Annotated in this window: 22 protein-coding genes; 13 read left to right on the top strand and 9 right to left on the bottom strand. The window is 69.4% G+C overall.

What is annotated here, in order from left to right; genetic code table 11:
• Nucleotides 1-10 precede the first annotated feature (10 nt).
• The 5 genes from ACGFI6_RS09830 (at nucleotide 11) to ACGFI6_RS09810 (ending at nucleotide 4,525) form a co-directional block, all read left to right on the top strand.
• On the top strand, nucleotides 11-1,066 hold the full coding sequence (locus ACGFI6_RS09830; protein ID WP_393116822.1) for a hypothetical protein: 1,056 nt from the start codon (nucleotides 11-13) through the stop codon (nucleotides 1,064-1,066).
• Nucleotide 1,067: 1 nt separating this feature from the next.
• Nucleotides 1,068-2,102 (top strand): hypothetical protein, encoded by a 1,035-nt coding sequence (locus tag ACGFI6_RS09825; protein WP_393116820.1) that lies wholly within the window; start codon nucleotides 1,068-1,070, stop codon nucleotides 2,100-2,102.
• Nucleotides 2,102-3,127, top strand: a complete 1,026-nt coding sequence (locus tag ACGFI6_RS09820) for a hypothetical protein (RefSeq protein ID WP_393116818.1) — start codon at nucleotides 2,102-2,104, stop codon at nucleotides 3,125-3,127. Before ACGFI6_RS09825 ends, ACGFI6_RS09820 begins: the two co-directional genes overlap by 1 nt.
• Before the next feature lie 69 nt (nucleotides 3,128-3,196).
• Nucleotides 3,197-4,021, top strand: a complete 825-nt coding sequence (locus ACGFI6_RS09815; RefSeq protein ID WP_393116816.1) for a siderophore-interacting protein — start codon at nucleotides 3,197-3,199, stop codon at nucleotides 4,019-4,021.
• Nucleotides 4,022-4,066: 45 nt separating this feature from the next.
• Nucleotides 4,067-4,525, top strand: coding sequence for a hypothetical protein (locus ACGFI6_RS09810; RefSeq protein ID WP_393116814.1), 459 nt, complete (start codon nucleotides 4,067-4,069; stop codon nucleotides 4,523-4,525).
• Nucleotides 4,526-4,558: 33 nt separating this feature from the next.
• Here the strand turns inward: ACGFI6_RS09810 and ACGFI6_RS09805 are convergent, their stop codons facing one another.
• Nucleotides 4,559-5,266 (bottom strand): hypothetical protein, encoded by a 708-nt coding sequence (locus ACGFI6_RS09805; RefSeq protein ID WP_393116812.1) that lies wholly within the window; start codon nucleotides 5,264-5,266, stop codon nucleotides 4,559-4,561.
• A gap of 38 nt (nucleotides 5,267-5,304) precedes the next feature.
• Here ACGFI6_RS09805 and ACGFI6_RS09800 point away from each other — a divergent pair, with 38 nt between their 5' ends.
• The 5 genes from ACGFI6_RS09800 to ACGFI6_RS09780 all read left to right on the top strand — a co-directional run bounded on the left by ACGFI6_RS09800 (nucleotide 5,305) and on the right by ACGFI6_RS09780 (nucleotide 10,838).
• Entirely contained in the window at nucleotides 5,305-6,204 is a 900-nt protein-coding gene (locus ACGFI6_RS09800) for an aminoglycoside phosphotransferase family protein (RefSeq protein ID WP_393116810.1), read from the top strand.
• A 12-nt stretch (nucleotides 6,205-6,216) separates the two neighbouring features.
• Entirely contained in the window at nucleotides 6,217-6,675 is a 459-nt protein-coding gene (locus ACGFI6_RS09795; RefSeq protein ID WP_393116808.1) for a group II truncated hemoglobin, read from the top strand.
• 181 nt (nucleotides 6,676-6,856) lie between these two features.
• On the top strand, nucleotides 6,857-7,927 hold the full coding sequence (locus tag ACGFI6_RS09790) for a glycine betaine/L-proline ABC transporter ATP-binding protein (RefSeq protein ID WP_393116807.1): 1,071 nt from the start codon (nucleotides 6,857-6,859) through the stop codon (nucleotides 7,925-7,927).
• Nucleotides 7,927-9,879 carry an ABC transporter permease subunit gene (locus ACGFI6_RS09785; protein WP_393116805.1) on the top strand — a complete coding sequence of 651 codons (1,953 nt, stop codon included), beginning with the start codon at nucleotides 7,927-7,929 and terminating at the stop codon, nucleotides 9,877-9,879. The genes ACGFI6_RS09790 and ACGFI6_RS09785 overlap by 1 nt, the downstream gene beginning before the upstream one ends.
• Entirely contained in the window at nucleotides 9,876-10,838 is a 963-nt protein-coding gene (locus ACGFI6_RS09780; RefSeq protein WP_393116804.1) for an ABC transporter substrate-binding protein, read from the top strand. Before ACGFI6_RS09785 ends, ACGFI6_RS09780 begins: the two co-directional genes overlap by 4 nt.
• On the opposite strand, the gene ACGFI6_RS09775 is transcribed toward ACGFI6_RS09780, so the two are convergent.
• Complete coding sequence (locus tag ACGFI6_RS09775) at nucleotides 10,816-11,070, bottom strand: hypothetical protein (protein ID WP_393116802.1); 255 nt, start codon at nucleotides 11,068-11,070, stop codon at nucleotides 10,816-10,818. The genes ACGFI6_RS09780 and ACGFI6_RS09775 overlap by 23 nt on opposite strands.
• Nucleotides 11,067-11,588 carry an RNA polymerase sigma factor gene (locus tag ACGFI6_RS09770; protein ID WP_393116800.1) on the bottom strand — a complete coding sequence of 174 codons (522 nt, stop codon included), beginning with the start codon at nucleotides 11,586-11,588 and terminating at the stop codon, nucleotides 11,067-11,069. Before ACGFI6_RS09770 ends, ACGFI6_RS09775 begins: the two co-directional genes overlap by 4 nt.
• Before the next feature lie 259 nt (nucleotides 11,589-11,847).
• Here ACGFI6_RS09770 and ACGFI6_RS09765 point away from each other — a divergent pair, with 259 nt between their 5' ends.
• Complete coding sequence (locus tag ACGFI6_RS09765; RefSeq protein WP_393116798.1) at nucleotides 11,848-12,444, top strand: ParA family protein; 597 nt, start codon at nucleotides 11,848-11,850, stop codon at nucleotides 12,442-12,444.
• Nucleotides 12,445-12,482: 38 nt separating this feature from the next.
• Here the strand turns inward: ACGFI6_RS09765 and ACGFI6_RS09760 are convergent, their stop codons facing one another.
• From ACGFI6_RS09760 to ACGFI6_RS09740, 5 genes are all read right to left on the bottom strand, one after another.
• Complete coding sequence (locus ACGFI6_RS09760) at nucleotides 12,483-13,676, bottom strand: ROK family protein (RefSeq protein WP_393116796.1); 1,194 nt, start codon at nucleotides 13,674-13,676, stop codon at nucleotides 12,483-12,485.
• A gap of 26 nt (nucleotides 13,677-13,702) precedes the next feature.
• Nucleotides 13,703-14,587, bottom strand: a complete 885-nt coding sequence (locus ACGFI6_RS09755; protein ID WP_393116794.1) for an oxygenase MpaB family protein — start codon at nucleotides 14,585-14,587, stop codon at nucleotides 13,703-13,705.
• A 17-nt stretch (nucleotides 14,588-14,604) separates the two neighbouring features.
• A complete protein-coding gene (locus ACGFI6_RS09750) occupies nucleotides 14,605-17,937 on the bottom strand; it encodes a S8 family serine peptidase (protein WP_393116792.1) in 3,333 nt (1,110 codons plus the stop codon).
• A 102-nt stretch (nucleotides 17,938-18,039) separates the two neighbouring features.
• Complete coding sequence (locus ACGFI6_RS09745) at nucleotides 18,040-18,570, bottom strand: GNAT family N-acetyltransferase (protein WP_393116791.1); 531 nt, start codon at nucleotides 18,568-18,570, stop codon at nucleotides 18,040-18,042.
• A gap of 9 nt (nucleotides 18,571-18,579) precedes the next feature.
• Nucleotides 18,580-19,875 carry an XRE family transcriptional regulator gene (locus ACGFI6_RS09740; protein ID WP_393116789.1) on the bottom strand — a complete coding sequence of 432 codons (1,296 nt, stop codon included), beginning with the start codon at nucleotides 19,873-19,875 and terminating at the stop codon, nucleotides 18,580-18,582.
• Between the two features lie 229 nt (nucleotides 19,876-20,104).
• Here ACGFI6_RS09740 and ACGFI6_RS09735 point away from each other — a divergent pair, with 229 nt between their 5' ends.
• Nucleotides 20,105-20,278 (top strand): hypothetical protein, encoded by a 174-nt coding sequence (locus ACGFI6_RS09735; protein WP_165549662.1) that lies wholly within the window; start codon nucleotides 20,105-20,107, stop codon nucleotides 20,276-20,278.
• A 376-nt stretch (nucleotides 20,279-20,654) separates the two neighbouring features.
• Here ACGFI6_RS09735 and ACGFI6_RS09730 read toward each other — a convergent pair whose 3' ends face one another.
• Entirely contained in the window at nucleotides 20,655-21,047 is a 393-nt protein-coding gene (locus ACGFI6_RS09730; RefSeq protein WP_393116788.1) for a MarR family winged helix-turn-helix transcriptional regulator, read from the bottom strand.
• Between the two features lie 28 nt (nucleotides 21,048-21,075).
• Between ACGFI6_RS09730 and ACGFI6_RS09725 the strand changes: the two genes are divergently transcribed.
• Nucleotides 21,076-21,642 carry a MarR family winged helix-turn-helix transcriptional regulator gene (locus ACGFI6_RS09725; protein ID WP_393116787.1) on the top strand — a complete coding sequence of 189 codons (567 nt, stop codon included), beginning with the start codon at nucleotides 21,076-21,078 and terminating at the stop codon, nucleotides 21,640-21,642.
• Nucleotides 21,643-21,667 lie beyond the last annotated feature (25 nt).

The following is a 21,667-nucleotide window of genomic DNA, read 5'->3' as shown; positions in this document are numbered from 1 at the left end:
GCTCGGTGTTATGCGAATCGATCGAGTAGTGGCGGCGTTGCTCGCCGTACCTCTTGCGGGAGGCCTGCTCGGTGGTGTGCCGGCCGCCCAGGCCGCCGCTGATCCGGACCTGACCATCTCCCAGGTCACCCTCGACCGTACGTCGGTCGCGGTGTCCGGCCTGAACACCTATCCGATCAACGTCACCGTCAAGGGCGGCTACAACTCCAGTGAGCCCGGCGACGCCAACCTGGTGCTGAACGTCGTCCTCGAACGCACCGGCGGTACCGGCCCGCGCAGCGGCATCGTCTCGGCGGACCTGAAGCGGACCGCCGGCACCGTGCAGAACGGCACCTGGACCGGCCGGCTCAATGTCGCGTCGACCGCCAACGGCACCTTCAAGGTCACCGGCGTGATGACCGGCCCGTACGGCGGCCCGGACCCGGGCACGCCCGTCGACCCGACGCCGTACGCCGGCCAGACGATCACGGTGAAGGGCACGAACCTGCCGAAGATCACCGCCGCCGTGAACCCGCGGGTGGTGCCGTTCGGCAAGCCGTACTCGATCACCTGGGCGGTCACGAACACCGCCACCGGCAAGCCGTACGGCAGCCGGATCTCGATCGGCCTCGGCGTCGACACGCCGTGCGCCGAGGGCGGCAGCCCGCTGTACAGGACCGGGACGAACGGTGTCATCACGAAGGCGTACACGGCCGCCGACGCCGGTGCGCTGAACTGCGCGCACCTCTACACGGATCCGTACTACATCGCAGGGCAATGGCTGTTCCCGGCACGGCCGGCGATCGTGGCGGCGGTGCCGTCGAAGACCAGCGCCCGGGTCGGGACGGTTGTCCCGGTCAACGGTTCGGTCGCGTACGTCACCGGCTCGTGCCCTGTGCAACTGCAGCGGCTGTACGGCCGGACGCAATGGCGGACGGTCAGCGCCGGCGCAGTTCGGCAGTCCGGGCGGTTCACCGTCAACGCGCAGCCGTCGTACAGGGGCCTGATTCCGTACCGGGTGTACTTCCCCGCCTGTCAGCCGTTCGTCGCCGGTGTCAGCAAGCCGTTCAGCATCCGAGGGACATGAGATGAGAATCAGCCGAGTACTCGCCGCGCTGCTGCTCGCCGTACCAGTTGCCGCTGCCCCGGTCGCGGCGCACGCCTCGACTGATCCGGACCTGAAGATCACGTCGGTGACGCTGAACAAGACGAGCGTCGCGGTCAGCGGTCTCAACACCGTCGCGGTCACGGTGACGGTGAAGGGCTCGTACGCGCCGGGTCCCACCGAGCCGGTGAACGTGATCCTGGAACGCACCGGCGGGTCCGGTATGGAGCGCGTGCTGTTCTCCACGAACCTGGTCCGGAACGCCGCGGCCGGTACGTGGAGCGGGCCGGTGCTGGTCCCGTCGACCGCCAACGGCACGTTCAAGGTCACCTACGTCCAGGTCGGGCCGTACTTCCCGGGCAGCGGCTCCATGACGGACCCGACTCCGTACGCCGGCCAGACGCTCACCGTCACCGGCACGCACCAGCCGAAGATCACCGCCTCGGTGAGCCCGAAGCTGGTGCCGTACGGCTCGCCGTACTCGATCACCTGGGCGGTCACCGACGCGCAGACCGGCAAGCCGTACGGCAGCCGGCTCCGGGTAGAGCTTGCCTTCGACAACATCTGCGCCGAGTACATCGGCCCGGGCTACACCCATCTCACCAACGTCAGCGGCCTGGTGACACAGGCACACGGCGCCGCCGAAGCCGAGGGGGTCAACTGTCTGTTGCTGCCTGGCAACCCGTCCTCGGTCGGCGGGCTGGGTCTCAGCATTGCGCGGCCGGTCGTCAAGCCGACGGTGACTGCGGTGCCCTACCGGACGAGTGCGCCGGTCGGCACAATCGTCCTGGTCAACGGGTCGGTCCACACCGTCGAAAGCGGCTGCAAGGTGTACCTGCAGCGGCTGTACGGCGCGACGCAGTGGCGGACCGTCAGCATCAACGCGGTCCGGCAGTCCGGGCGCTACACGGTGAACGCGCAGCCGGCGTACAAGGGCAGCATCCCGTACCGGGTCTACGTTCCGGCCTGCCACTCGATCGCGACCTTCAGCAAAGCCTTCTACATCCGGGGGACCTGATGAAAAAGTTGCTCGCGGCATCATTTGCGGCACCGCTGATGCTGGCGCTGTTTCCGGCGGTGGCACAGGCCGATCCGGATCCGGACCTGAAGATTACCTCGGTGACGCTGAACCGGACGAGCGTCGCGGTCAGTGGTCTGAACACGGTGCCGGTGACCGTGACTGTCAAGGGCTCGTTCGCCCGGGAGCCCAACCAGGCTGTGAACGTGGTCCTCGAACGGACCGGCGGATCCGGCTCGGAGAACGTGCTGTTCTCCACGAACCTGGTACGCAACGCGGCCGCGGGCACCTGGAGCGGGCCGCTCAAGGTCCCCTCGACGGCGAACGGAACGTTCAAGGTGACCAGCGTCCAGACCGGACCGTTCTACCCCGGCAGCGAAACCTCCTTCGACCCGACGCCGTACGCCGGCCAGACGCTCACGGTGACCGGCACGCACCAGCCGAAGATCACCGCGTCGGTGACGCCGAAGGTGGTGCCGTTCTACCAGCCGTACACGATCAAGTGGGCGGTCACCGACGCGCAGACCGGCAAGCCGTACGGCATCCGGATCAAGGTCGCGCTGCTGAACAACAGCGGCTGTGTCGAGTACTTCGGGCCGCGCTACACGCACCTCACCGACACGAACGGCGTGGCGACCAAGACGTACCCGGGCTCACCGGTCGCGCCGATCAACTGCCTGGTCGTTCCGGGTGATCCTTATGTGACGGCATATCTGGGATTCGTCGCGGCGCGGCCGGCGATCGTGGCCGCCGTACCGTCCAAGACCAGCGCGCCCGTCGGATCGATCGTGCCGGTCAACGGGTCGGTGGCCGGCGCACCGTTCAACTGCCCGGTGCAGTTGCAGCGGCTGTACGGCGCGACTCAGTGGCGGACCGTCAGCACCGGCGCGGTCCGGCGATCCGGGCGGTTCACGGTCAACGCCCAACCGGCCTACAAAGGGAGCATCCCGTACCGGGTCTACTTCCCCGCCTGCAAGCCGTACGTCGCGGGCGCGAGCAAGGCCTTCTCGATCCGCGGAACCTGATCCTGTTGGGCGGGTGAGTTAGGCTGACTTAGGTTGCCCTAACTATCCGCCCGAGAGGACCGTGGTCGTGTGACCAGCCCCGCACCCCGCCGCAATCGCGTCTGCAAGCGCGCCGTCGTTCAGAGGACCGAACGGATCACCCCGCACATGATCCGAGTCGTGCTGACCTCGGACGACTTCGCGGACAACGGCTTCACCGACCACTACGTGAAGCTGCTGTTCTGCAAGGACGGCGTCGAGTACCCGGAGCCGCTGGACATGGGCGTGGTGCGCGAGACGTACCCGTCCGAGCAGTGGCCGACGATGCGGACCTACACCGTCCGCGGCTGGGACGAGTCGACGCGCGAGCTGACCATCGACTTCGTGTACCACGGCGACGAGGGTGTTGCGGGCCCGTGGGCGGCGTCCGCGCAGCCGGGCGACGTGCTGTGGTTCAACGGTCCCGGCGGTGCGTACTCCCCGGAGGAGACAGCCGACTGGCATCTGCTCGTGGGTGACGAGAGCGCGCTGCCGGCGATCGGTGCCGCGATCGAGCAGCTTGCGCCGGGTGCGCGGGCCACGGTCCTGCTCGAGGTGGCGGACGCGACCGAGGAGCAGAAGTTCGGCGGATCCGGCGATGTCGACGTGCAGTGGTTCCACCGCACGACCGCCGACGGCGACCGCGGTGCCGGGCTGGTCGCGGCGGTCGAGGCGCTGGACTTCCCGGACGGCACGCCGCACGTGTTCGTCCACGGTGAAGCCGGCTTCGTCTTCCGGATCCGCAAGAACCTCTTCACCGACCGCGCCCTCCCCCGCGACCGCGTCTCCCTCTCCGGCTACTGGCGCCTCGGCAAGAACGAAGACGGCTGGCAAGCCGAAAAAGCCGAGACCAAGTCGCGCGAAGCCGCCACCTAGACGCGGCGCCCACCTTATGGACCGGTCGCTGCTTAGGCTCGATGGATGAGCGAGCAGCAGCCTCCGCGTCCGTACGCCTCCGGCCCCACCGATGCGGCGTGGCCCGGACCCGTAACGGGCTACCCGGGACAGGGCTACCCGGGACAACTGGGCGAGGCGCCGCGGGGGCGATCGGGCACCGCGGGCCGGATCGGCTTGATCGTCGGTCTGCTGAGCGTCTTGGTCAGCGTCGTCGGATCCTTCGTGCTGCGATCGCTGATCTACACGCACTCGACGAGCCCGGGCCGCGACGGGTTTGCCCTGTTCCGGATCGGTTCCGTGGTGGAGGTGATCGTGCTACTGGCCGGGTACGCGACCGCACTGATTCTCGGGATCGTCGGCGCTCGCGCGACTCAGAACCGGCTGTCCGCCGGCATCGCGATCGGCATCGGCGGCGCCGGCGTGATCGGGATCGCCACCTCCTGGCTGGCCACCCTCGTGGGGTCGACCCTCGCCGGCTACTGATCCCCGATCAGGTTGGAACGTGGTGACACCCGGTTAGGGTTCGCGGCGAACGGTCAGTACGTCGATCAGGGTGCTTGCCTGGTTGGTGGGGAGGACCCAGTCCTCGCCGTTCGCCTGCAGGATGACGGCGGGGCCTTCGGTGGCGACTGCGTGCGTGACCGCGATCGGGAACTTGAGCCGCTCCGCGCCGGAGAGCGCGAACTCGTAGGTGCCGGTGACGCTGGACAGCGGGTAAGTGCGGAGTTGGTGCTCGGAGCGCGGGAGCGGGTGCGACTGGATCGTCACCGAGTCCGCGCCGACCAGCACGGCCGCAAGCGGGATGCCACGGAGCCGGAACACCAGTTCGTACGGCGTACTGGCCAGCTCCGGCACGAACGGGACGATCAGCGCGCGGTTGGCTGCCCGCGCAAGCGCCAACCCGCCGACGACCCCGACGATGAGGGCCGGCAGCGCAAGGATCGCCGGCCACCAGACACCGACCGCCAACGGGAACAGCGTCACCATCAGCCCCGCGACGCCACCGAACAGCCCACCAACAGCTGTCCACCACCGCGGCAGATACCGGTGTCGCCGCCGCAGGACCAGCCCCGCCACCAGCATCAGCACCGGCACAACGCACCCGATCCACGCTGCCGCAGAGCCCCCTGCCGCGATCACCGCAACAACCACCAGCAGCAGCACCGGAATCCCGATGTACGTCGCCGCCACGATCCGCTGAACCCGCCGATGCCTGCTCTCCACGGCAAAACCCAAGCACATCGCCGGGGTGACCGCCTACTGTGCATCAGGTGATCGAGATTCCTGCGAAGCTCATCCGGAACCACAGCGAGAAGGCGTCCGAGTGGCTGGACAGTCTGCCGGGGGCGGTTGAGCGGTACGTCGGTGAATGGGATCTGCGCGTCGACGGTGCGGTGCTGAGCGGTGAGGCGTCGCTGATCGTGCCTGTTGTGCGGCGGGACGGGACGCCGGCGATGCTCAAGCTGCAGTCGGTGAACGACGAGTCGGAGAGCGAGGCGCTGGCGCTTCGTACGTGGAACCGCGATGACGTTGTCCAGGTGCTCGAGGACGACCCGGCGACGTCCACGATCCTGCTCGAACGGCTCCGGCCGCGGACGCTCAACGACGTGCCCGACGATCTCGAGGCGACGCGGATCCTCGCCGAACTCCTCACGCACCTGATGGTTGTCCCCGCACCGCCGGGCGTGCGGCGGCTCGCAGACATCGCCGGCCAGATGCTGGCGGATGCCCCCGCGATCATCCCGTTGCTGGCCGACCCGGCCGAGCGCGCGCTGACCCGCCGCCTGGCCGACCGGATGGCGGAGGCGCTGCCCGAGCCCGGTGATCGGCTGCTGCACTGGGACCTGCACTACGAGAACGTCATGGCCGCGGACCGGCAGCCATGGTTGGTGATCGACCCGAAGCCGCTCGCCGGGGATCCGGCGTTCGAGTTGATGCCCGCGGTGTGGAACCGCTGGGACGAGCTGGTGGCCACGGGTGACCTCGCGCAGGCGATCCGGAACCGGCTCGACCTGATGCTGGAGGTCACCGGGATCGAGCGGGACCGGGCGCTCGCCTGGACCGCAGGGCGGATCCTGCAGAACATCCTCTGGTTCACCGAGGACGGCGACACCCGGATCGAGAACGAGCTCGCGGCGGTGGCCGATGCACTCTTCGCGTGATTACATCATTACGTGACGACTCCTACGCTGTACGACTGGGCCGGCGGCCACGAGGCGCTCCGGCGGCTGATCGACGTGTTCTACGACCAGGTGCTCGAGGACCCGGTCCTGATGCCGGTCTTCGGCAACATGAGCGAGAACCACCGTGAGCACGTGGCCGTCTGGCTCGGGGAGGTGTTCCGCGGGCACAGCCGCTACACCGACGAGCTCGGCGGCTACCCGGCGATGCTGTCGCACCACCTGAACCTCGGACTGACCGAGGAGCAGCGCTCGCGCTGGGCGGCACTCATCGCGGCCAGCGCCGACCCGGCCGGGCTCCCCGACGACCCGGAGTTCCGCTCGGCGTTCGTCGCGTACATCGAGTGGGGCACCCGGATCGCGCTGTCGAACTCGCAGCCCGGCGCGACACCGCCACCGAAGGCGCCCGTTCCGCACTGGGGTTGGGGCGAGGCGCCGCCGTACCAGCCCTAACGACAGGACGTAGTCGTATGCGCAGACGCGATGCTGAGCGTGCACAAGCCGCGCGCCGGTCCCGATCAGCCCACACCTCCTGTCCTTAGACCCGGGACCTACCAGGAGTCGGCGGCCTTTGGGGTGGGTAGAGTCCCGGGTTCACGCTGTGTCTGCCTGCGGGGATGCGAGGCTTTAACCTGTGACCGCTCAGCTCGAGTACCCCGACGTACAGGATTCCGAGGCGCTGCTGTCCGTCCAGGGGCTGTGGAAAGTGTTCGGCCCGAAGGCGCAGCGGGTGCCGCACCGCCCGGAGCTTTCCGCACTGGACCGCAGCGCGCTGTACGCGAAGACCGGCTGTACGGCGGCCGTCCGCGACCTGAGTTTCGACGTCGCGCCCGGTGAGGTGTTCGTCGTGATGGGACTGTCCGGGTCGGGCAAGTCGACGCTGGTGCGCTGCCTGACCCGGCTGATCGAGCCGACCGCCGGGCGGCTGACCTTCGAGGGCGAGGACCTCCGTGCAGCCGACGAGAAGCGGCTGCGCGCACTCCGGCGGAGCAAGTTCTCGATGGTGTTCCAGCACTTCGGCCTGCTCCCGCACCGCAAGGTGATCGACAACGTGTCGTACGGCCTGGAGATCCGCGGTGAGAGCAAGCCCGACCGGCGCCGGCGCGCCCAGGAGGTCATCGACCTGGTCGGCCTGGCCGGCAACGAGCACCTGTACCCCGAGCAGCTGTCCGGCGGCATGCAGCAGCGCGTCGGCCTGGCGCGGGCGCTCGCGAACGATCCCGACGTACTGCTGTTCGACGAGCCGTTCTCGGCGCTCGACCCGCTGATCCGGCGGGAGATGCAGACCGAGGTGGTGCGGCTGCACCGCGAGGTCGGCAAGACGATGGTGTTCGTCACCCACGACCTGTCCGAGGCGCTGAAGCTCGGCGACCGGATCCTGCTGATGCGCGACGGCGGCGCCGTCCAGCTCGGGACCGGCGACGAGCTGGTCGGGGCGCCGGCCGACGACTACGTCCGGGAGTTCGTCCGCGACGTCTCCCGGGCCGACGTCCTCACGCTGCGCTGGATCGTCCGCGAGCCGCGCCCGGACGAGGCGCTCGACGGTCCCGAGCTCGGTCCGGACGTCCTGGTCCGGGACGCGACCCGGCTGGTGCTGGAGTCCGACCGGCCGGTCAAGGTCGTGGACGGCGGCACGCTGCTCGGGGTGATCGGCGACGAGGAGATCCTCGCCGTCGTCGCGCCGCCCGAAGACGCCGTCGCCTGATGGCCGCGATCACCAGCGACGTGGAGGTCGAGGTACGCCGGCCGCGGCGCAGCGTGGTGCTCGCCGTCCTGCTGCTCGTCTGGGTCGCGGCGTACTTCGCGCTGCGCGGCATCGACACGCTCGTCCTCGGCGGCCAGGACACCACCGGGCTGCACCGCTGGCTGACCGAGCACCGCGACGACGTCGGTCAGGGCAACGTGTTCTTCGACGCGATCCGGATCGCCGTCGAACACTTCGTCGTCCTGCTGCAGAACGTGATCGCGCAGCCGTCGTTCGATCGTCCGGTCCCGGTGATCGGCTGGCTCGGAATGATCGCGATCGCGGCGTACTGCGCGTGGGCGTTCGGCAACTGGAAGGTCGCCGTACTGACCGCGCTCGGGCTCGGGTTCGTCGGGCTGCAGGGGCTGTGGCAGGAGAGCATGGACACGCTCTCGCTGACCATCGCGGCGGTCCTGCTCTCGTTGCTGGTCGCGATCCCGCTGGGGATCTGGGCCGGGCTGTCCGATCGTGCGTTCAAGGTCGCGACGCTGCTGCTCGACCTGATGCAGACGCTGCCGACGTTCGTGTACCTCGCGCCGCTGACGCTGTTCTTCGCGATCGGGCCGGCTGCGGCCACGATCGCCACGCTGATCTACGCGGCGCCGCCCGCGGTCCGGCTGACCGCGCACGCGATCCGCTCGGTGCCGCCGGAGAGTGTCGAGGCGGCACGCTCGCTCGGCTCGACCGGCGGGCAGACCCTGCTCAAGGTGCTGCTGCCGATGTCGCGGTCGACCGTTGTCGTCGGCATCAACCAGACCATCATGGCCGCGCTGTCGATGGTGACCGTCGCCGCGCTGATCGACGCGCCGGGCCTCGGCCAGACGGTGCTGAAGGCGCTGCAGACGCTCGACGTCGGCGTCGCGTTCAACGCCGGGCTGGCGATCGTCGTGATTGCGATCGTGCTCGACCGCGTGACGACCGCAGCCGGCGACCGGCCCTGGCGTACGGCGAGTGTGCGCCGGCGGGTCCTGCTCGGTGCGGGCGCTGTCGCGGTCCTTGTCGCCGTCTACTTCTCCCGTACGTACGTGTGGGCGGCTGATTTCCCGACGGGCGTGAACGTGGGCTCGCGGATCGCAGTGATCGCGTCGGACGTGACGAACTGGGTGCAGGATGTCTTCGGCGGCTTCACGTACGGCGTCCGCGACGCGGTGACGGTGGCACTGCTCAACCCGCTGGAGGGTCTGCTGACCGGCTCACCGTGGTGGCTGGTCAGTGCGGTCGTGGTCGCGCTCGCCGCCGTACTCGGAGGCTGGCGAGGCGCCGTACCGGCCGCGGTCTGCCTGGTGCTGCTGGTGGCCACGGGCGTGTGGCACGACAGCATGGTCACGCTGGCGTCGACGCTGCTCGCGACCGTGGTGGTCGTGGCGGTCGGGCTCGCGCTCGGCGTGTGGGCCGGCCGGAACCGGCGGGTCGACACCTGGATCCGGCCGGTGCTGGACGCGGGGCAGACGATGCCCCCGTTCGTGTACCTGGTGCCGTTCCTGGCGTTGTTCGGCACCAGCAGGTTCACGGCGATCGCGGCCGCGGTCGTGTTCGCCGTGCCGGTCACCACCAAGATTGTTGCCGACGGCATCAAAGCGGTGTCGGTCGCGACCGTCGAGGCGGCGAACTCGGTCGGCTCGAGCGGGTGGCAGGTGATCAGCAAGGTGCAACTGCCGGTGGCCCGGCGGGCGATCACGCTCGCGGTCAACCAGGGGCTGATCTACGTGTTGTCGATGGTGGTCGTCGGCGGGCTGGTCGGCGCGGGTGCCCTCGGGTACGACGTGGCGGCCGGCTTCGCGCAGAGCGACCTGTACGGCAAGGGGCTGGCCGCGGGGCTGGCGATCGTCCTGCTGGGCGTGATGCTCGACCGCATCACGCAGGCGGCGGCCCGCCGTACGCAGAACTTCCCAACAAGAGGAGACAAGCGGTGAAGAAACTCCGGTACGCCGGTGTGCTGACGGCGGTCGCGCTTGCGCTGACAGCGACTGCCGGCTGCGGTGGGCAGAAGATCGCTGACGACAAGCCCGCTGCCGCGGGGAAGGACTGCGGTTCGTTCAACCTGACCGTGAGCCCGTGGGTCGGGTACGAGGCGAACGCGGCCGTCGTGGCGTACGTCGCGACCAAGGACCTCGGCTGCAAGGTGGTGAAGAAGAACCTCGCGGAGGAGGTCGCCTGGCAGGGCTTCGGCACCGGGCAGGTCGACGTGAACCTGGAGAACTGGGGGCACGAGGACCTGAAGAAGAAGTACATCACCGACAGCAAGGTTGCGGTCGAAGCCGGCTCCACCGGGGTCAAGGGCGTGATCGGCTGGTACGTACCGCCGTGGATGGCGGCCAAGTACCCGGACATCACCGACTACAAGAACCTCAACAAGTACGCTGCGCTGTTCAAGACGTCGGAGTCCGGCGGCAAGGGGCAGTTGCTCGACGGCGACCCCTCGTACGTGACGAACGACGAGGCGCTGGTGAAGAACCTGTCGCTGAACTACAAGGTCGTGCAGAGCGGCAGCGAGACCGCGCTGATCCAGGCGTTCCGGGACGCGGAGAAGAACAAGCGCCCGCTGCTCGCGTACTTCTACGAGCCGCAGTGGTTCTTCAACGAGGTCAAGCTGGTCAAGGTCAACCTGCCGACGTACAAGGCCGGCTGCGACGCCGTCCCGGCGAAGATCGCCTGCGACTACCCGCCGTACGACCTGGACAAGATCGTCTCGAAGAAGTTCGCCGACTCCGGCAGCCCGGCGTACGACCTGGTCAAGAACTTCAAGTGGACCAACGAGGACCAGAACGCCGTCGCCCGGATGATCGCCGTCGACAAACTGACTCCCGACCAGGCCGCCGAGAAGTGGGTCAACGCCAACCAGCCGAAGGTCAACGCCTGGCTGGGTAAGTAGCCCGGCACTGGCCGTCGGTGCAGTCGCGCTGCAGCCTGCCGTTCGAGATGGTCTCCATCAGGCCGATCAACCAGCAGGTCGGGCAACCGCGGAAGGCCACCAGAGCCAGCGGGAGCAGCAGGAGGGCGAGCGGGCCGAAGACAGGGACCAGGGCGAAGGCGGCGACGATGCTGCCGAACCCGATGGTGCCGCGGACAAGGTGACGCGGCAAGGACTTGCTGGCGAAGGTCATGTGGGGGCTCCTAGGGTCTCGCGGACGGTTTGGCGGGCCCGGTGCAGGCGGGACTTCATGGCGGGGACTGTGAGGCCGAGGGCCTTGGCGACCATCGGGCCGCTGTAGCCCTGCACGTCACGGAGGACGAGGACGCGGCGCTGGTCGGGCGGCAGTTGCGCGATCGCCGCCGCGACCGCCTGCGCCTCGAGTTGCCGGAGCGCCTCGTCCTCGGCGGACGGCGCGGTCTCCGGTACGAGGGGCTGGTCCCGGAGTACCGCCCGGGCGCGGCGCAGGCACTCGTTGCGGATGATGCGGAACATCCAGGACGTCAGCGCGCTGGTGGCGCGGAGCATGCCGATCTTGCGGTACAGGATGATCAGCGCCTCCTGCGCCGCGTCGTCTGCGTCCTCCGGTGTTGCGCACAGGGTCCGGGCGAACCGCCGTACGGTCGGATGGGAGTCCGCGACCAGCGTGGTGAGCGCGTCGACGTCACCGTGCTGGGCGGCGCGGATCAGCTGTTCGTCGAGGTCAGCCACGGGCCCGCCGGCGCAGTACGACGACGCTGCAGGTGCCGAGCATCAGGACCGCGACGGCGGCCGCGACGATGATCCAGGTCATGAGGTGCTCCTTCGTCCGGGTGTGATTTCCCGGGTAAGAGGCAGCCGCCCGCGGAAAGGATTCACCGGTGAAGTGGGGTTGAGCTTGTTCACACGGGCCGGGGGCAACTATCACGATGTGAGCGGGCAACGCCGATGACACGCCGGATTCCGGGCGAAACCGGGTAAGTTCACTTCCATGATCATCGTGACAGCTGCACTGAAGGGCGGGGTCGGTAAGACAACCACGTCGGTGTATTTGGCCGCGCTGGCATCTTCCAACCGTCGCACATCCACCCTGGTCGACGCGGATCCGCAAGGCAGCGCCGCGGACTGGATCGCGGATTCCTCCGACGACCACCTGACCAGGATCGAGATCGCCGAGGCGCCGACCGAGCGGCTGCTGAACAAGGCGCTGGACAAGGTACCGCCGGAGGGCATCGGCATCGTCGATATGCCGCCGTCGCACGAACGCCTGCTCAACAAGGCGCTCGAACGGGCCCGGATCGTGGTCATCCCGACCCGCGTCGGCGGCGTCGAGACTCCACGGGTGAAGGCCGTGATGGAGCTCGTCCCCGACGGCGTACCGGCCGGCCTGGTGATCTGCTCGGCGCGCACCTACACCCGCTCGTACCAGGAGGCGATGCAGCAGTACGCCGCCGAGAACATCCCGGTCTGGGGCACCATCCCCGAGCGCGTCTCGATCACCGCCGGCCCGACCGGCCCGCTGGCCGCCGACGGCCTCGAGTCCTACAAGAAGGTCTGGCGGAAGATCCTGGCCGCCGCCCGCACCTGACCGACCCAGCTCACACCCCACCCGAGGTTCGGGTGGGGTCAGCGCTGGAGGGGTGGTTCGCCGCGGACGTAGGAGCGGATGACGGTGGCTGCCGCGCCGCGGGCCCAGTCGTCGAACGTGTGCGAGCGGAGCGTCAGCCGGCAGTCCCCCGCGGCGCCGAAGGCATGTTCCGCGAACGCTCGCCGCATGCGCTCCTCGTACAGGTCGTACTCCGCGACGCCCTCGCCGGCGATCATCACCAGCTCCGGGCCGACCAGGTTCACCATCGCGGCCAGCGCGGAGCCGATCACCTCACCGGCGCGGTCGAACGCCTCGCGCGCCTGCAGGTTCCCGTTGTGCGCCAGCTCGACGGCACCGGCCAGATCCAGGTCCGGCTGCCCGGTCGTCTCGCGTGTCCGGGCCAGGATGGCGTCCGATGACGCGACCGTCTCCACGCAGCCCCGGCGCCCGCACGTACACACCAGGTCGCCGGGCGCCAGCGGCAAATGGCCGAGCTCTCCCGAGACGCCGTACGCGCCGGAGACCACCTCGCCGTTGATGTAGAGCCCGCAGCCGATCCCCGAGCCGATCGTCACCACCGCGAACGAGTCCGCGTTCACGCCGACCCCGAACCAGTGCTCCGCGACGGTCAGCGCGCGGACGTCGTTCGACACCAGGATCGGCACCCGGACCTGCTTGCCGAGCAGTTCCGCGACCGGTACGCCGCGCCAGCCCATCAGCGGCGAGTCCCGGACCACGCCGTGCGTCGCGTCGACGTCACCGGAGATCGCGATCCCGATCCCGGCGAGCGGGCCGGCCACCGCCGTACCGGACTTCAGGGCGCCGATCAGCGCCTTCACATGCTCGGCGAGCCGCTCGATCACCACGTCCGGGTCGGTGCTGTCCAGTTGCTGGTGCCGTACGTTCAGGATCCCGGCGGTGAAGTCGGTGGTGACGCCGATCAGGCTGGTCGGCGTGACCTTGACGCCGATCACCGAGACGCTGCTCGGAACGACCGTCAGCGGGCTCACCGGCCGCCCGATACCGAGCTGGCTCTCCTCGTCGACGGGGGCGTCGGTGACGAACCCGGTCTCGATCAGCGGCGCGACCGCCTTCGTGACCGCCGCCTGCGACAGCCCGGTCCGGCGCGCGATCTCCACCCGCGGGATCGGTCCCTGCGTCAAGATCTTGGTCAGCACCTCGACCCCGGCCGGCGTGGCCAGGGGCAGCGGACGATGGGGACGCAACGGCACGAGAACAACTTACAAGCGGGACGTGCTCATACGCCGGTTTCTGCCAGTGTTGGTGACGTCAGTGCCCACCGGATGGTCCTGGTGAGACCGTCGCCTGCCGCCCGTACGACGGTCCGCTCGGACAGCGGGAGGTACGGGAGTCGCAGCGGCAGCCTGGTCCACCAGGGCAGCAGCCCGATCGCCGCAGCTGTGAGGACGCCGTACGCGGGCCGGGCCGCCCACGGCACCGGCGGATGCACCAGGATGAAACGCGCCGCCTGCCGTGCTTCCGTCGTACCGCGCAGCTCGGGCTGGTACTCCTTCAGCAGCTGCCGCACCTCGGCGAGCGTCGTGGGCGGATCGATCACGCCCAGCTTGCCCGCCACGAGCGCCGCGTCCTCCACGTACTGGTCCTGCTCCGCAGCGGTCAGCGGATGCGCACCGTACCGCTGATGTGCCGCCAGGAAGCTGTCCACCTCCGCCACGTGCACCCACTTGAGCAGGTGTGGGTCGGACGCCCGGTACTTCACCCCGCCCGGGCTGGTTCCGCGGACGCGCTCATGTACCGACCTGACGTGGGCGATCGCCTCCTCGGCGTCGGGGATCGCCCCGTACGTCGTGATCGCCAGGAAGTAGCTGGTACGCCGCAAGCGGCCCCACGGATCGCCCTGGTACCCGGAGTGCGCTGCGACCGCGGCCATCGCGAGCGGATGCAGCGACTGCAGCAGCAGCGCCCGCAGCCCGCCGGCGAACATCGAAGCGTCGCCGTGCACGCGACGGATCGGACGGTCCTCCGCGAACCAGCGCGGACCCGGTGTGTTGTGCACCCTGGCGCGCTCAGCGTGCGGGTCCGGCCCGGCGACCTTGGTCAGGATCATCCGGGCCAGCCCGTCACGCAGCGGGTCCAGCGGTCGAGCGTTGGTGGCGGACACCTCTCCAGTCTGCCTCGTCAGCGCACAGGAACCAGATCGAGCACGGTCTGGTCGATGGAGCTACCGGCCCTGTCGGTGACTGCGGCGCGAACCGAGAGCGTGTGGCCAGGGAGCAGCAGGTGCGGAGGGACCACGGTTCGGTAGCCGTCCTTGGACCGGACCAGGAATCCCGGTGCCCAGTGCTTGCCGCGGTCCGCCGAGAACCACAGGCGTGCGGACGCCGGGGTCGACGTTGTCGCGCCTGGCTGGTAACTGACCCGCAGATCGAACCTCAGCGGCCGCAGCGCCCGCGTGCTGCCGTCCAGTGCCACGTACGGGTCGTAGTCGAGCCGCATCATCGACGGGTGGACCGGATTCTCGCTCGGCCCCGGCGTGTTCGCGGTGAACTCCCAGGTGGTCCTGGCTTCCGTCGAGGACGGCAGCTGGCTGGTCTTCCAGCTGTGCTCGACCCGCCAGCGCGCCGGACCGTCGGGTACGTCGAAGTAGCCGGACGTCTGGTTCGTCTCCCCGACCTGTTGACCGTTGCGATAGAGCGCCAGCCGGGCCGCCTCGAACGCCGAGGTGTCGAGGACGCCGACGTGTCCGGGGTCGGCCACGCCCACCTGGATACCGAACTGGCCGCCGTAGATGTCGCTGCCGCTGACCTGCGGGTGCATCGCTGTCCCGAAGACCGAGCGAACGTCGGCGCCCGGCTGGTAGGTCCGGTACGGGTCGTCGCAGACGCCGGACGTACCCGTCGACGGCAGGCCCAGGCACTGCCACCACTGGATGCCGGGGCCGGCCGAGAGCATCTCGATCCGGTGTGCGGGCACCTTGACCGGCTGCCAGACCGAGCCGCCGAAGGTGGTCAGCGTGCTCGAGGCACCGCGGGAGACGCCGGTCTCGCCACTGCCCCAGACCCCGCCGAACGTCGTGTCGACGCGGGCCATGTTCCGGACCGCCTTCCGGTCGAGGTTCTTCGCCAGCGGCAGGGTGAAGTGGTTCGCGCTCTGGTACACCTCGTACACGTCCGGATCGTCACGGTGCGCCTTCCCGGTGGCCTGCAACTGCCACCGGGTCACCGTCTCGGTGATGCCTGCCTTGGGCGCCGCGGTCGGCTGGACGTAGATCCGGCCGGCAGTCACGTCGGCCATGCTCGGATAGAGGTCCTCCGCCTGCCATTTGCTCGGCTCGGACGCACGCAGCGCGCTGACCGCCGCCATGGTCGCCTCGGTCGGCCGGCCCTCGACGACCGGGGCCTTCAGCTGGGCCGCCTTCCGGGCATCCAGCGTGATGGAGGTCTTCCCGGCGACAACCAGGTCCGGCCCGCCGGTCAGGGCAAGAGTGTCGCCCGTCGTCACCCAGCTGTACATGCTCCACTCGCCGGGCGGGACCCGCCGGGTCGAGCGTCCCTGGTCGTCGAGCCCGAACTGCATGAAGCTGCCGTTCGCGCTGTTGAACGCGTTGACCCATCCGCCGTTGACCGGCTTCCCGGAGCGGTCCAGGACCTGGACGGACACGTCGTACATCGGCGGCTCGTCGTAGGCGTTGAGGGCCAGCCGCAGCAGCTCCTTGCCGTCGGAGCCCAGTACGTCGACCGAGCCTTGCCACATGTCGTCGGCGATCGCGGCCGGGTCCAACGTGACGGTCACGCTCGCCGTACCGCCCGCCGGGACCGTGACCGCGGACGGCGATACGACAACGGCCGCGTCGGACGCCGGCGTACCGGCGACGGACCGCACCTCGTGGTCGGCGGTCGTCACGGCAATCGGTGTGCTGCCGGGATTGGTCAGCGTCACGGTGCGGGTCTGCTTCGAGTCGTCGGGGTGCCGGATCGCTCCGAAGTCGATGACGCCCAGATCCGAGGTCAAGCCTGCTGAGGTGGCCTTGTCGAGGTTCACCCGACCGCTACCTGACCAGGACGTGTACGTGCCGGTGTCGTCGACCGCGCTGCTGAGCCGTGCCTTCAGCTGTTGCCAGGTCAGCTCGGGGTGCTGCTGCAGCAACAGCGCGGCCGATCCGGTGACCAGCGGGGTCGCCTGCGACGTACCGGACATCGAGACGTACAGGTCACCGTCACGCGCACCTGCGCGGGCCCCGGGGATGTCGACGCCGGGGGCCGATACCTCCGGCTTCTGCAGGTACGACCAGGTCGGTCCCTCGCTGGAGAAGTACGCCTTGTGGTCGGTGCCGTCCACGGCGCCGACGGTGAGAGCCGACGCCGCCGTACCCGGGGACTGGATCGAGAACGGGGTCGGCCAGGGCAGCCCGTTGTTGCCGGCGGCCACCACGAACAACGCGCCGCTGCTCGCGGTCAGCCGGTCGACGGTCTCGGCCAGCAGGTCCTCGCCGGACTGCGGCGCACGCCCTCCGAGGCTGACGTTCACCAGGTCGGCGTGCTGCGCGGCGGCCCACTCCATTCCGGCGATGATGCCGGAGGTGGTGCCCTCGTTCTGGGCGTTCAGCACCTTGCTCGAGATCAGTTCGACGCCCGGTGCGACTCCGTGCCGCGCTCCGTCCGCGCCGGCGCCGCTGCCGCCGACCAGCGAGGCCACATGCGTACCGTGCCCGACGTCGTCCTGGGTCCCTTCGCCGGTGAAATCGACCGCGGCGGTGACCTTGCCGGCCAGTGCCGGGTGCCCGTTGTCGATACCCGAGTCGACGACCGCGACCTTCACGCCATGTCCGTCCAGGCCGCGCTGCCACGCGGCCGGCGCCTTCAGCTGATCCAGGTAGCCGTCGAGCGGAACCGACGTGCTGGCCGTCGTCGAGTCGCCGTGTACGGCCGCGTCCAGCCAGATCTTGGCCGGACGGGACGCTCCCGCGGCAGTCAGGGAGGCGCCGAACGTCGCGGTCCTGGCCTTCGGCACTCGTCCCGCGGTCGCGTCGAGGGTGCCCAGGGCCCGGGTCGGGATGAACCCGCTGCTCGCCAGCGTGTGCGTACCGGGGGCTTCACGGACGATGACGGGCGTGTCCGAGCGGTGGGCGTCGTCGTACTTCATCTCGATCAGACCGCTCACGTCGAACAGCGCCGGATCGAGGACGGACGGTACGAGGTCCTGGACCGCGTACGGCACGACGGTGATCCGGCCCTTGTCGTTCCGGATCGTGTAGCCCGTCGTCTTCGCCTCGCCGTCGCGGGACCGTACGTCGACGCGCGGTGTTCCGTTCTTCCCCGGGGTCAGCGTGACGCGATCGCCGGTCAGCAGCGTCACGGTGGCCGCACTCTTGAGCGCCGGTGCGGCACTCGTGAACGCAGGGGTGGGTTCGGCGGCGGATGCCGTACCGGGGACCGTGGCCGCCGACAGCACCAAGGCGCTGCTGAGCAGGAGCGCCGCCGTGCGGGTCCGGATCGTTCTCGACAAGAGCATGCCTCAGGTCATACCTGACCTGTCAGGATCGCGACCAGCAAACGCAGCTGACAGATCCCGGACATGACGGAACCTGGCCAGCCGGCCCCGGTCCCACAGCGGTCAGCTCGGCAACTCGTCCTCGAGCAGCGAGTAGAGCCGGGAGTCCCGCCAGGCGCCGTTCGTGAAGACGTGATCGCGCAGCTGGCCCTCGTAGGTGAAGCCGATCCGTTTGACGACCGCGATCGAGGCCTCGTTCTCCGGACCGATCGCGGCGGTCACCCGATGCCGGCCGAGCGTGCCGAACGCGAACCGCAGCAGTGTGCGGGCCGCGTCCGTGGCGTACCCGCGCCCCCAGTGGTCGGCGCCGATCGCATACCCGAGCTTGGCGGTCCAGGACCCGCTCGGAGCGATCCGACCGAACCCGATCACGCGATCGTCGTTCGGCCGGGTCACCGCGAGCATGTAGTCGGGACGTTTCTCCAGCGCCGACCGTTGGACGATGCCGGCCAGGTTCTGCTCGGCCTTCGCCCGGTCGTAGCTGTCGAACGCCATCCAGGTCGTCACCCGGTCGTCACCGGCGACGGCCAGGTAGTCGTCGAGGTCGGAGGCCCGGAATTCACGCAGTACGGTCAGCTTTCCGGTGAGCTCCATCGCCGCAGGCTACCGGGGGAAGGTCTGCATCGGAGTCCGGGTGAAGGACTCGATCTCCTCCTGGAGCTCGCGGGCGTCCTCCGCACGACCGGACTGCCGCAGCGCCTGGTGGACGCGGCGGGCCGAGTGCACGACACCGTTGATCCGGCGCTCGGTCGGCAGTGTCAGCACCGGGGCCAGCGCATCCGCGGCACCGTCCAGCTCACCGCTCGAGATCCGGGTGATCGCCATCGCGGCGTGGCTGCCGGCGGCATCGCCGAAGGCCCACTCCGGGTGGTTCTGGTCGGTGTACGCGTCGACGGCCTGGCTGGAGTACCGCTGGGCCTGTTCCACCTCGCCGGGCAGCTGCGCGAGCGCGTCGGCGGCGTAGTACAGCTGGCGGTTGCGGCCGAAGGTGCACAGGCCGCCCATGTCGTCCAGGTCGTCGTTGTGGACCGAGTTCCACGCCTCTTCGGCGCGCTCGAGCGCGGCCCGGGTGGCCTCGGGGTTGCCGAGCGCTGCCCAGGCACGGGCCTCGCTGACTGGCAGCCAGACGCTGGTGGTGCTGTTGGCCTGCTCGGCGTACCCGGCGCCGAGCTGGGCGTACCGCACCGAGTCGTGGGGGTTGCCGGCCCAGTACGAGACCAGCGACTGCAGACCGCGCACCCAGGCGCGCAGGCCGTGGTGGTCGGCGTTGTCGGCGCACATGAAGGCGGTCCGGGCCTGGGTCAGCGCCGCGTGCGGGTTGCCGAGGTCGTGGGAGGCCTTGGCCAGCAGCCCGCCGGTGACACCGGCCAGGAAGTACAGCTGGCGATGGTTCTCCGGGCGCTGGCGGCTCTCCAGCAGTCCGAACACGAGATCCTGGGTCTCGACCAGCTGGCCGAGGATTTCTGGCAGTGGGCGCTGCGGGTACGCCTGGGCGGCATGACGTACGTCGTCGTACACCTGTTCCATGGCCTCGCTTCCGAGACCGGACTGGGCCGCGAGGGCAAATGCCCTCGCGCGGCTGGCAGCCATGTCGAGAACCTCCATCTCATTACCTGTCGTGATCCGTCCACTCGCGGCAGGTGCCGGCACCACCTGGGCGGCCTGTTCGGGCACGTACGGTGCGAAGAGTTCTTCGACCGGCTTGCCGAACATGCGTTGCAGGGTGCGCCGGGTCTGAGGAGTGGTCCCTGCGCGCTCGCCCGATGCGAGGCGACGCAGGTGCCGCTCGGTGATGGTTCCACCCAGCTCGACGAACTCGGCGACGATCTCGGAGTAGGTCTGGTTCCGGCGCTGGATCAGGTGCGCCAGCACCGTCTTTGGCGCGTACCTACCCGCCATCGTTCCTCCCGTTCACGTCAGCTAAGACGTTGTCTCGACTCATGCCCCACGACAAGGTGCTGTCCCCCAGATGTCCGCGAGAGGACCGGAAGAGGTCCGGCAAAGGTCCGGTCCAGGTCCTAGAGCGGTCACGTTGGGCTCGTGCACCATTACTGCCATGACAACCAGTAAGTCCAACTGGTTGCAAGGCCTGAGAGTTACGGGGTGAGCGGTAGTGACCATCGCGGAAATGACGTCGAGGCAGCACCGGCGCAGGGTCCGGGTGTGGTTCGGCGAGCACGTGATCGCGCAGTACGTCGCGGAGGCGCCGCTGGCGGCCCGCTACGAGCAGGCGATGCGGCGCCGTTTCGCCGGTCTCAAGGTCACCAACGACCTGCTCGGCCCGCTCGACTCCACAGACTGAAAATCCTGATTTCCGGGTCCTCCTCAGACCCGGTCTGCTGACCCTGGGGTCTCCTCACGCTCAGGGTCGGCGCTTGGAAGGTCCGGAGCACTCCTCAGCACCGGACGAAACCCAAGGTGCGGTCCGGGGCACTCCTCAGCTCCGGACCGCACCGCCCACCGACCCGGCTGGGCCGGCGGTTGAGTCCCTGTATCGCCGCCGCCCAGCCGTTCCAAACCACCTCCTGACCGACACCTCGGGTCAGGCAGGGCCGAGTGTCCTGGGCGGTAGGACACCGGAGGCTCCCGACACCTCACCGGGAACCTCCCCCTTGAGGTGGCCGGTTCCGAGTGTGACCGTCGCGCCTGGGCGGTCACGCTCGGAACCTCCTGACGTTTCAGGCCAGATTGGCGGCCATCCGGCGCAGTACGTCGATCGTCGCCAGGTAGTCGGCGTCGGTGATCCCGTTGGTGATGGTGCGGCGCTCGGCGATGACCTTCGTGGTCAGCGCCTCGAGCGCCCGCTCACCCTCGGCGGTGAGCGCGTCGCCGGCCAGCCAGCCGCGCTCGGTCAGCGGGCCGGTGATTGCTGCGAGCTCCGCCGGGTCGCCGCTCAGGAACGGGGCCAGCGCCGCCGTCATCGGCTGCTTGCGCGCGGCCGCGTTCAGCGCCTGCCATTGGCGACGGGTCAGCCCGTCGTCGGTCAGCAGCCGCTCGAACGACGCCTCGAGCAGCCGGTCGACCTCCTTCACCCACCAGCCGATAGGCTTGTTGTCACCCGACATATGCATGTCATCGACCATATAGTTGGAGTCCGACATGAACAACCCCCACCAACCCCCGCCGTTCCTGCCGAACGCGGACCCGGCGGGCGGGAACCCGGCGGGTGCGGGCTGGGTGGGAGCGGACGCGGAGCGGCCGGGTGGGGACTCGCTGGGCGCGGGTGAGGTGGGTGTGGGTGAGATAGGGGTGGTTGCTGCGGTTGAGGCGGCGATGATTGCTATCCGGCGGCGGCAGACGCGGCGTACGTTTGCGGTCGAGTCGGGCGGGCCGGACCCGGTCCAGGAAGTACTGGACGCGATCGAGGCCGCCGCGCCCGACCCGCTAGGTGTCAACGGTGTCGCCGCCGCCCTCGGGGTAGACCAGCCCCGCGCCAGCAAACTCACCGCCGCCGCGGTCGCCGCGGGCCTGGTCCGCCGCGAAGCCGATCAGACCGACGGCCGCCGCACCAACCTCGTCCTGACCCCCACCGGCCGGGCCCAGCTGGACACCGTCCACGCCTACCGTCGCGCCCACTTCGCCACCGCAATGAACACCTGGACCCCCGAGGAGCGGTCCACCTTCGCCACCCTCCTGACCCGCTTCACCACCGCCCTGACCCCCTAGCCCACCTTTCCGGAACCTTTCCGCC

Source organism: Kribbella sp. NPDC048928 (assembly GCF_043197975.1).
Classification (GTDB): Bacteria; Actinomycetota; Actinomycetes; order Propionibacteriales; family Kribbellaceae; genus Kribbella.
The sequence above is the reverse complement of the archived record's forward strand: the minus strand, read 5'-3'. Positions and strand labels throughout refer to the sequence as shown.

Coding starts and splice junctions, on each gene's coding strand:
- ACGFI6_RS09765 (WP_393116798.1), top strand. CDS start 11,848: ATGATCATCGTGACAGCTGCACTGAAGGGCGGGGTCGGTAAGACAACC.
- ACGFI6_RS09830 (WP_393116822.1), top strand. CDS start 11: ATGCGAATCGATCGAGTAGTGGCGGCGTTGCTCGCCGTACCTCTTGCG.
- ACGFI6_RS09735 (WP_165549662.1), top strand. CDS start 20,105: ATGACGTCGAGGCAGCACCGGCGCAGGGTCCGGGTGTGGTTCGGCGAG.
- ACGFI6_RS09825 (WP_393116820.1), top strand. CDS start 1,068: ATGAGAATCAGCCGAGTACTCGCCGCGCTGCTGCTCGCCGTACCAGTT.
- ACGFI6_RS09740 (WP_393116789.1), bottom strand. CDS start 19,875: ATGGCGGGTAGGTACGCGCCAAAGACGGTGCTGGCGCACCTGATCCAG.
- ACGFI6_RS09725 (WP_393116787.1), top strand. CDS start 21,076: ATGAACAACCCCCACCAACCCCCGCCGTTCCTGCCGAACGCGGACCCG.
- ACGFI6_RS09785 (WP_393116805.1), top strand. CDS start 7,927: ATGGCCGCGATCACCAGCGACGTGGAGGTCGAGGTACGCCGGCCGCGG.
- ACGFI6_RS09775 (WP_393116802.1), bottom strand. CDS start 11,070: ATGACCTTCGCCAGCAAGTCCTTGCCGCGTCACCTTGTCCGCGGCACC.
- ACGFI6_RS09750 (WP_393116792.1), bottom strand. CDS start 17,937: ATGCTCTTGTCGAGAACGATCCGGACCCGCACGGCGGCGCTCCTGCTC.
- ACGFI6_RS09820 (WP_393116818.1), top strand. CDS start 2,102: ATGAAAAAGTTGCTCGCGGCATCATTTGCGGCACCGCTGATGCTGGCG.
- ACGFI6_RS09730 (WP_393116788.1), bottom strand. CDS start 21,047: ATGCATATGTCGGGTGACAACAAGCCTATCGGCTGGTGGGTGAAGGAG.
- ACGFI6_RS09745 (WP_393116791.1), bottom strand. CDS start 18,570: ATGGAGCTCACCGGAAAGCTGACCGTACTGCGTGAATTCCGGGCCTCC.
- ACGFI6_RS09810 (WP_393116814.1), top strand. CDS start 4,067: ATGAGCGAGCAGCAGCCTCCGCGTCCGTACGCCTCCGGCCCCACCGAT.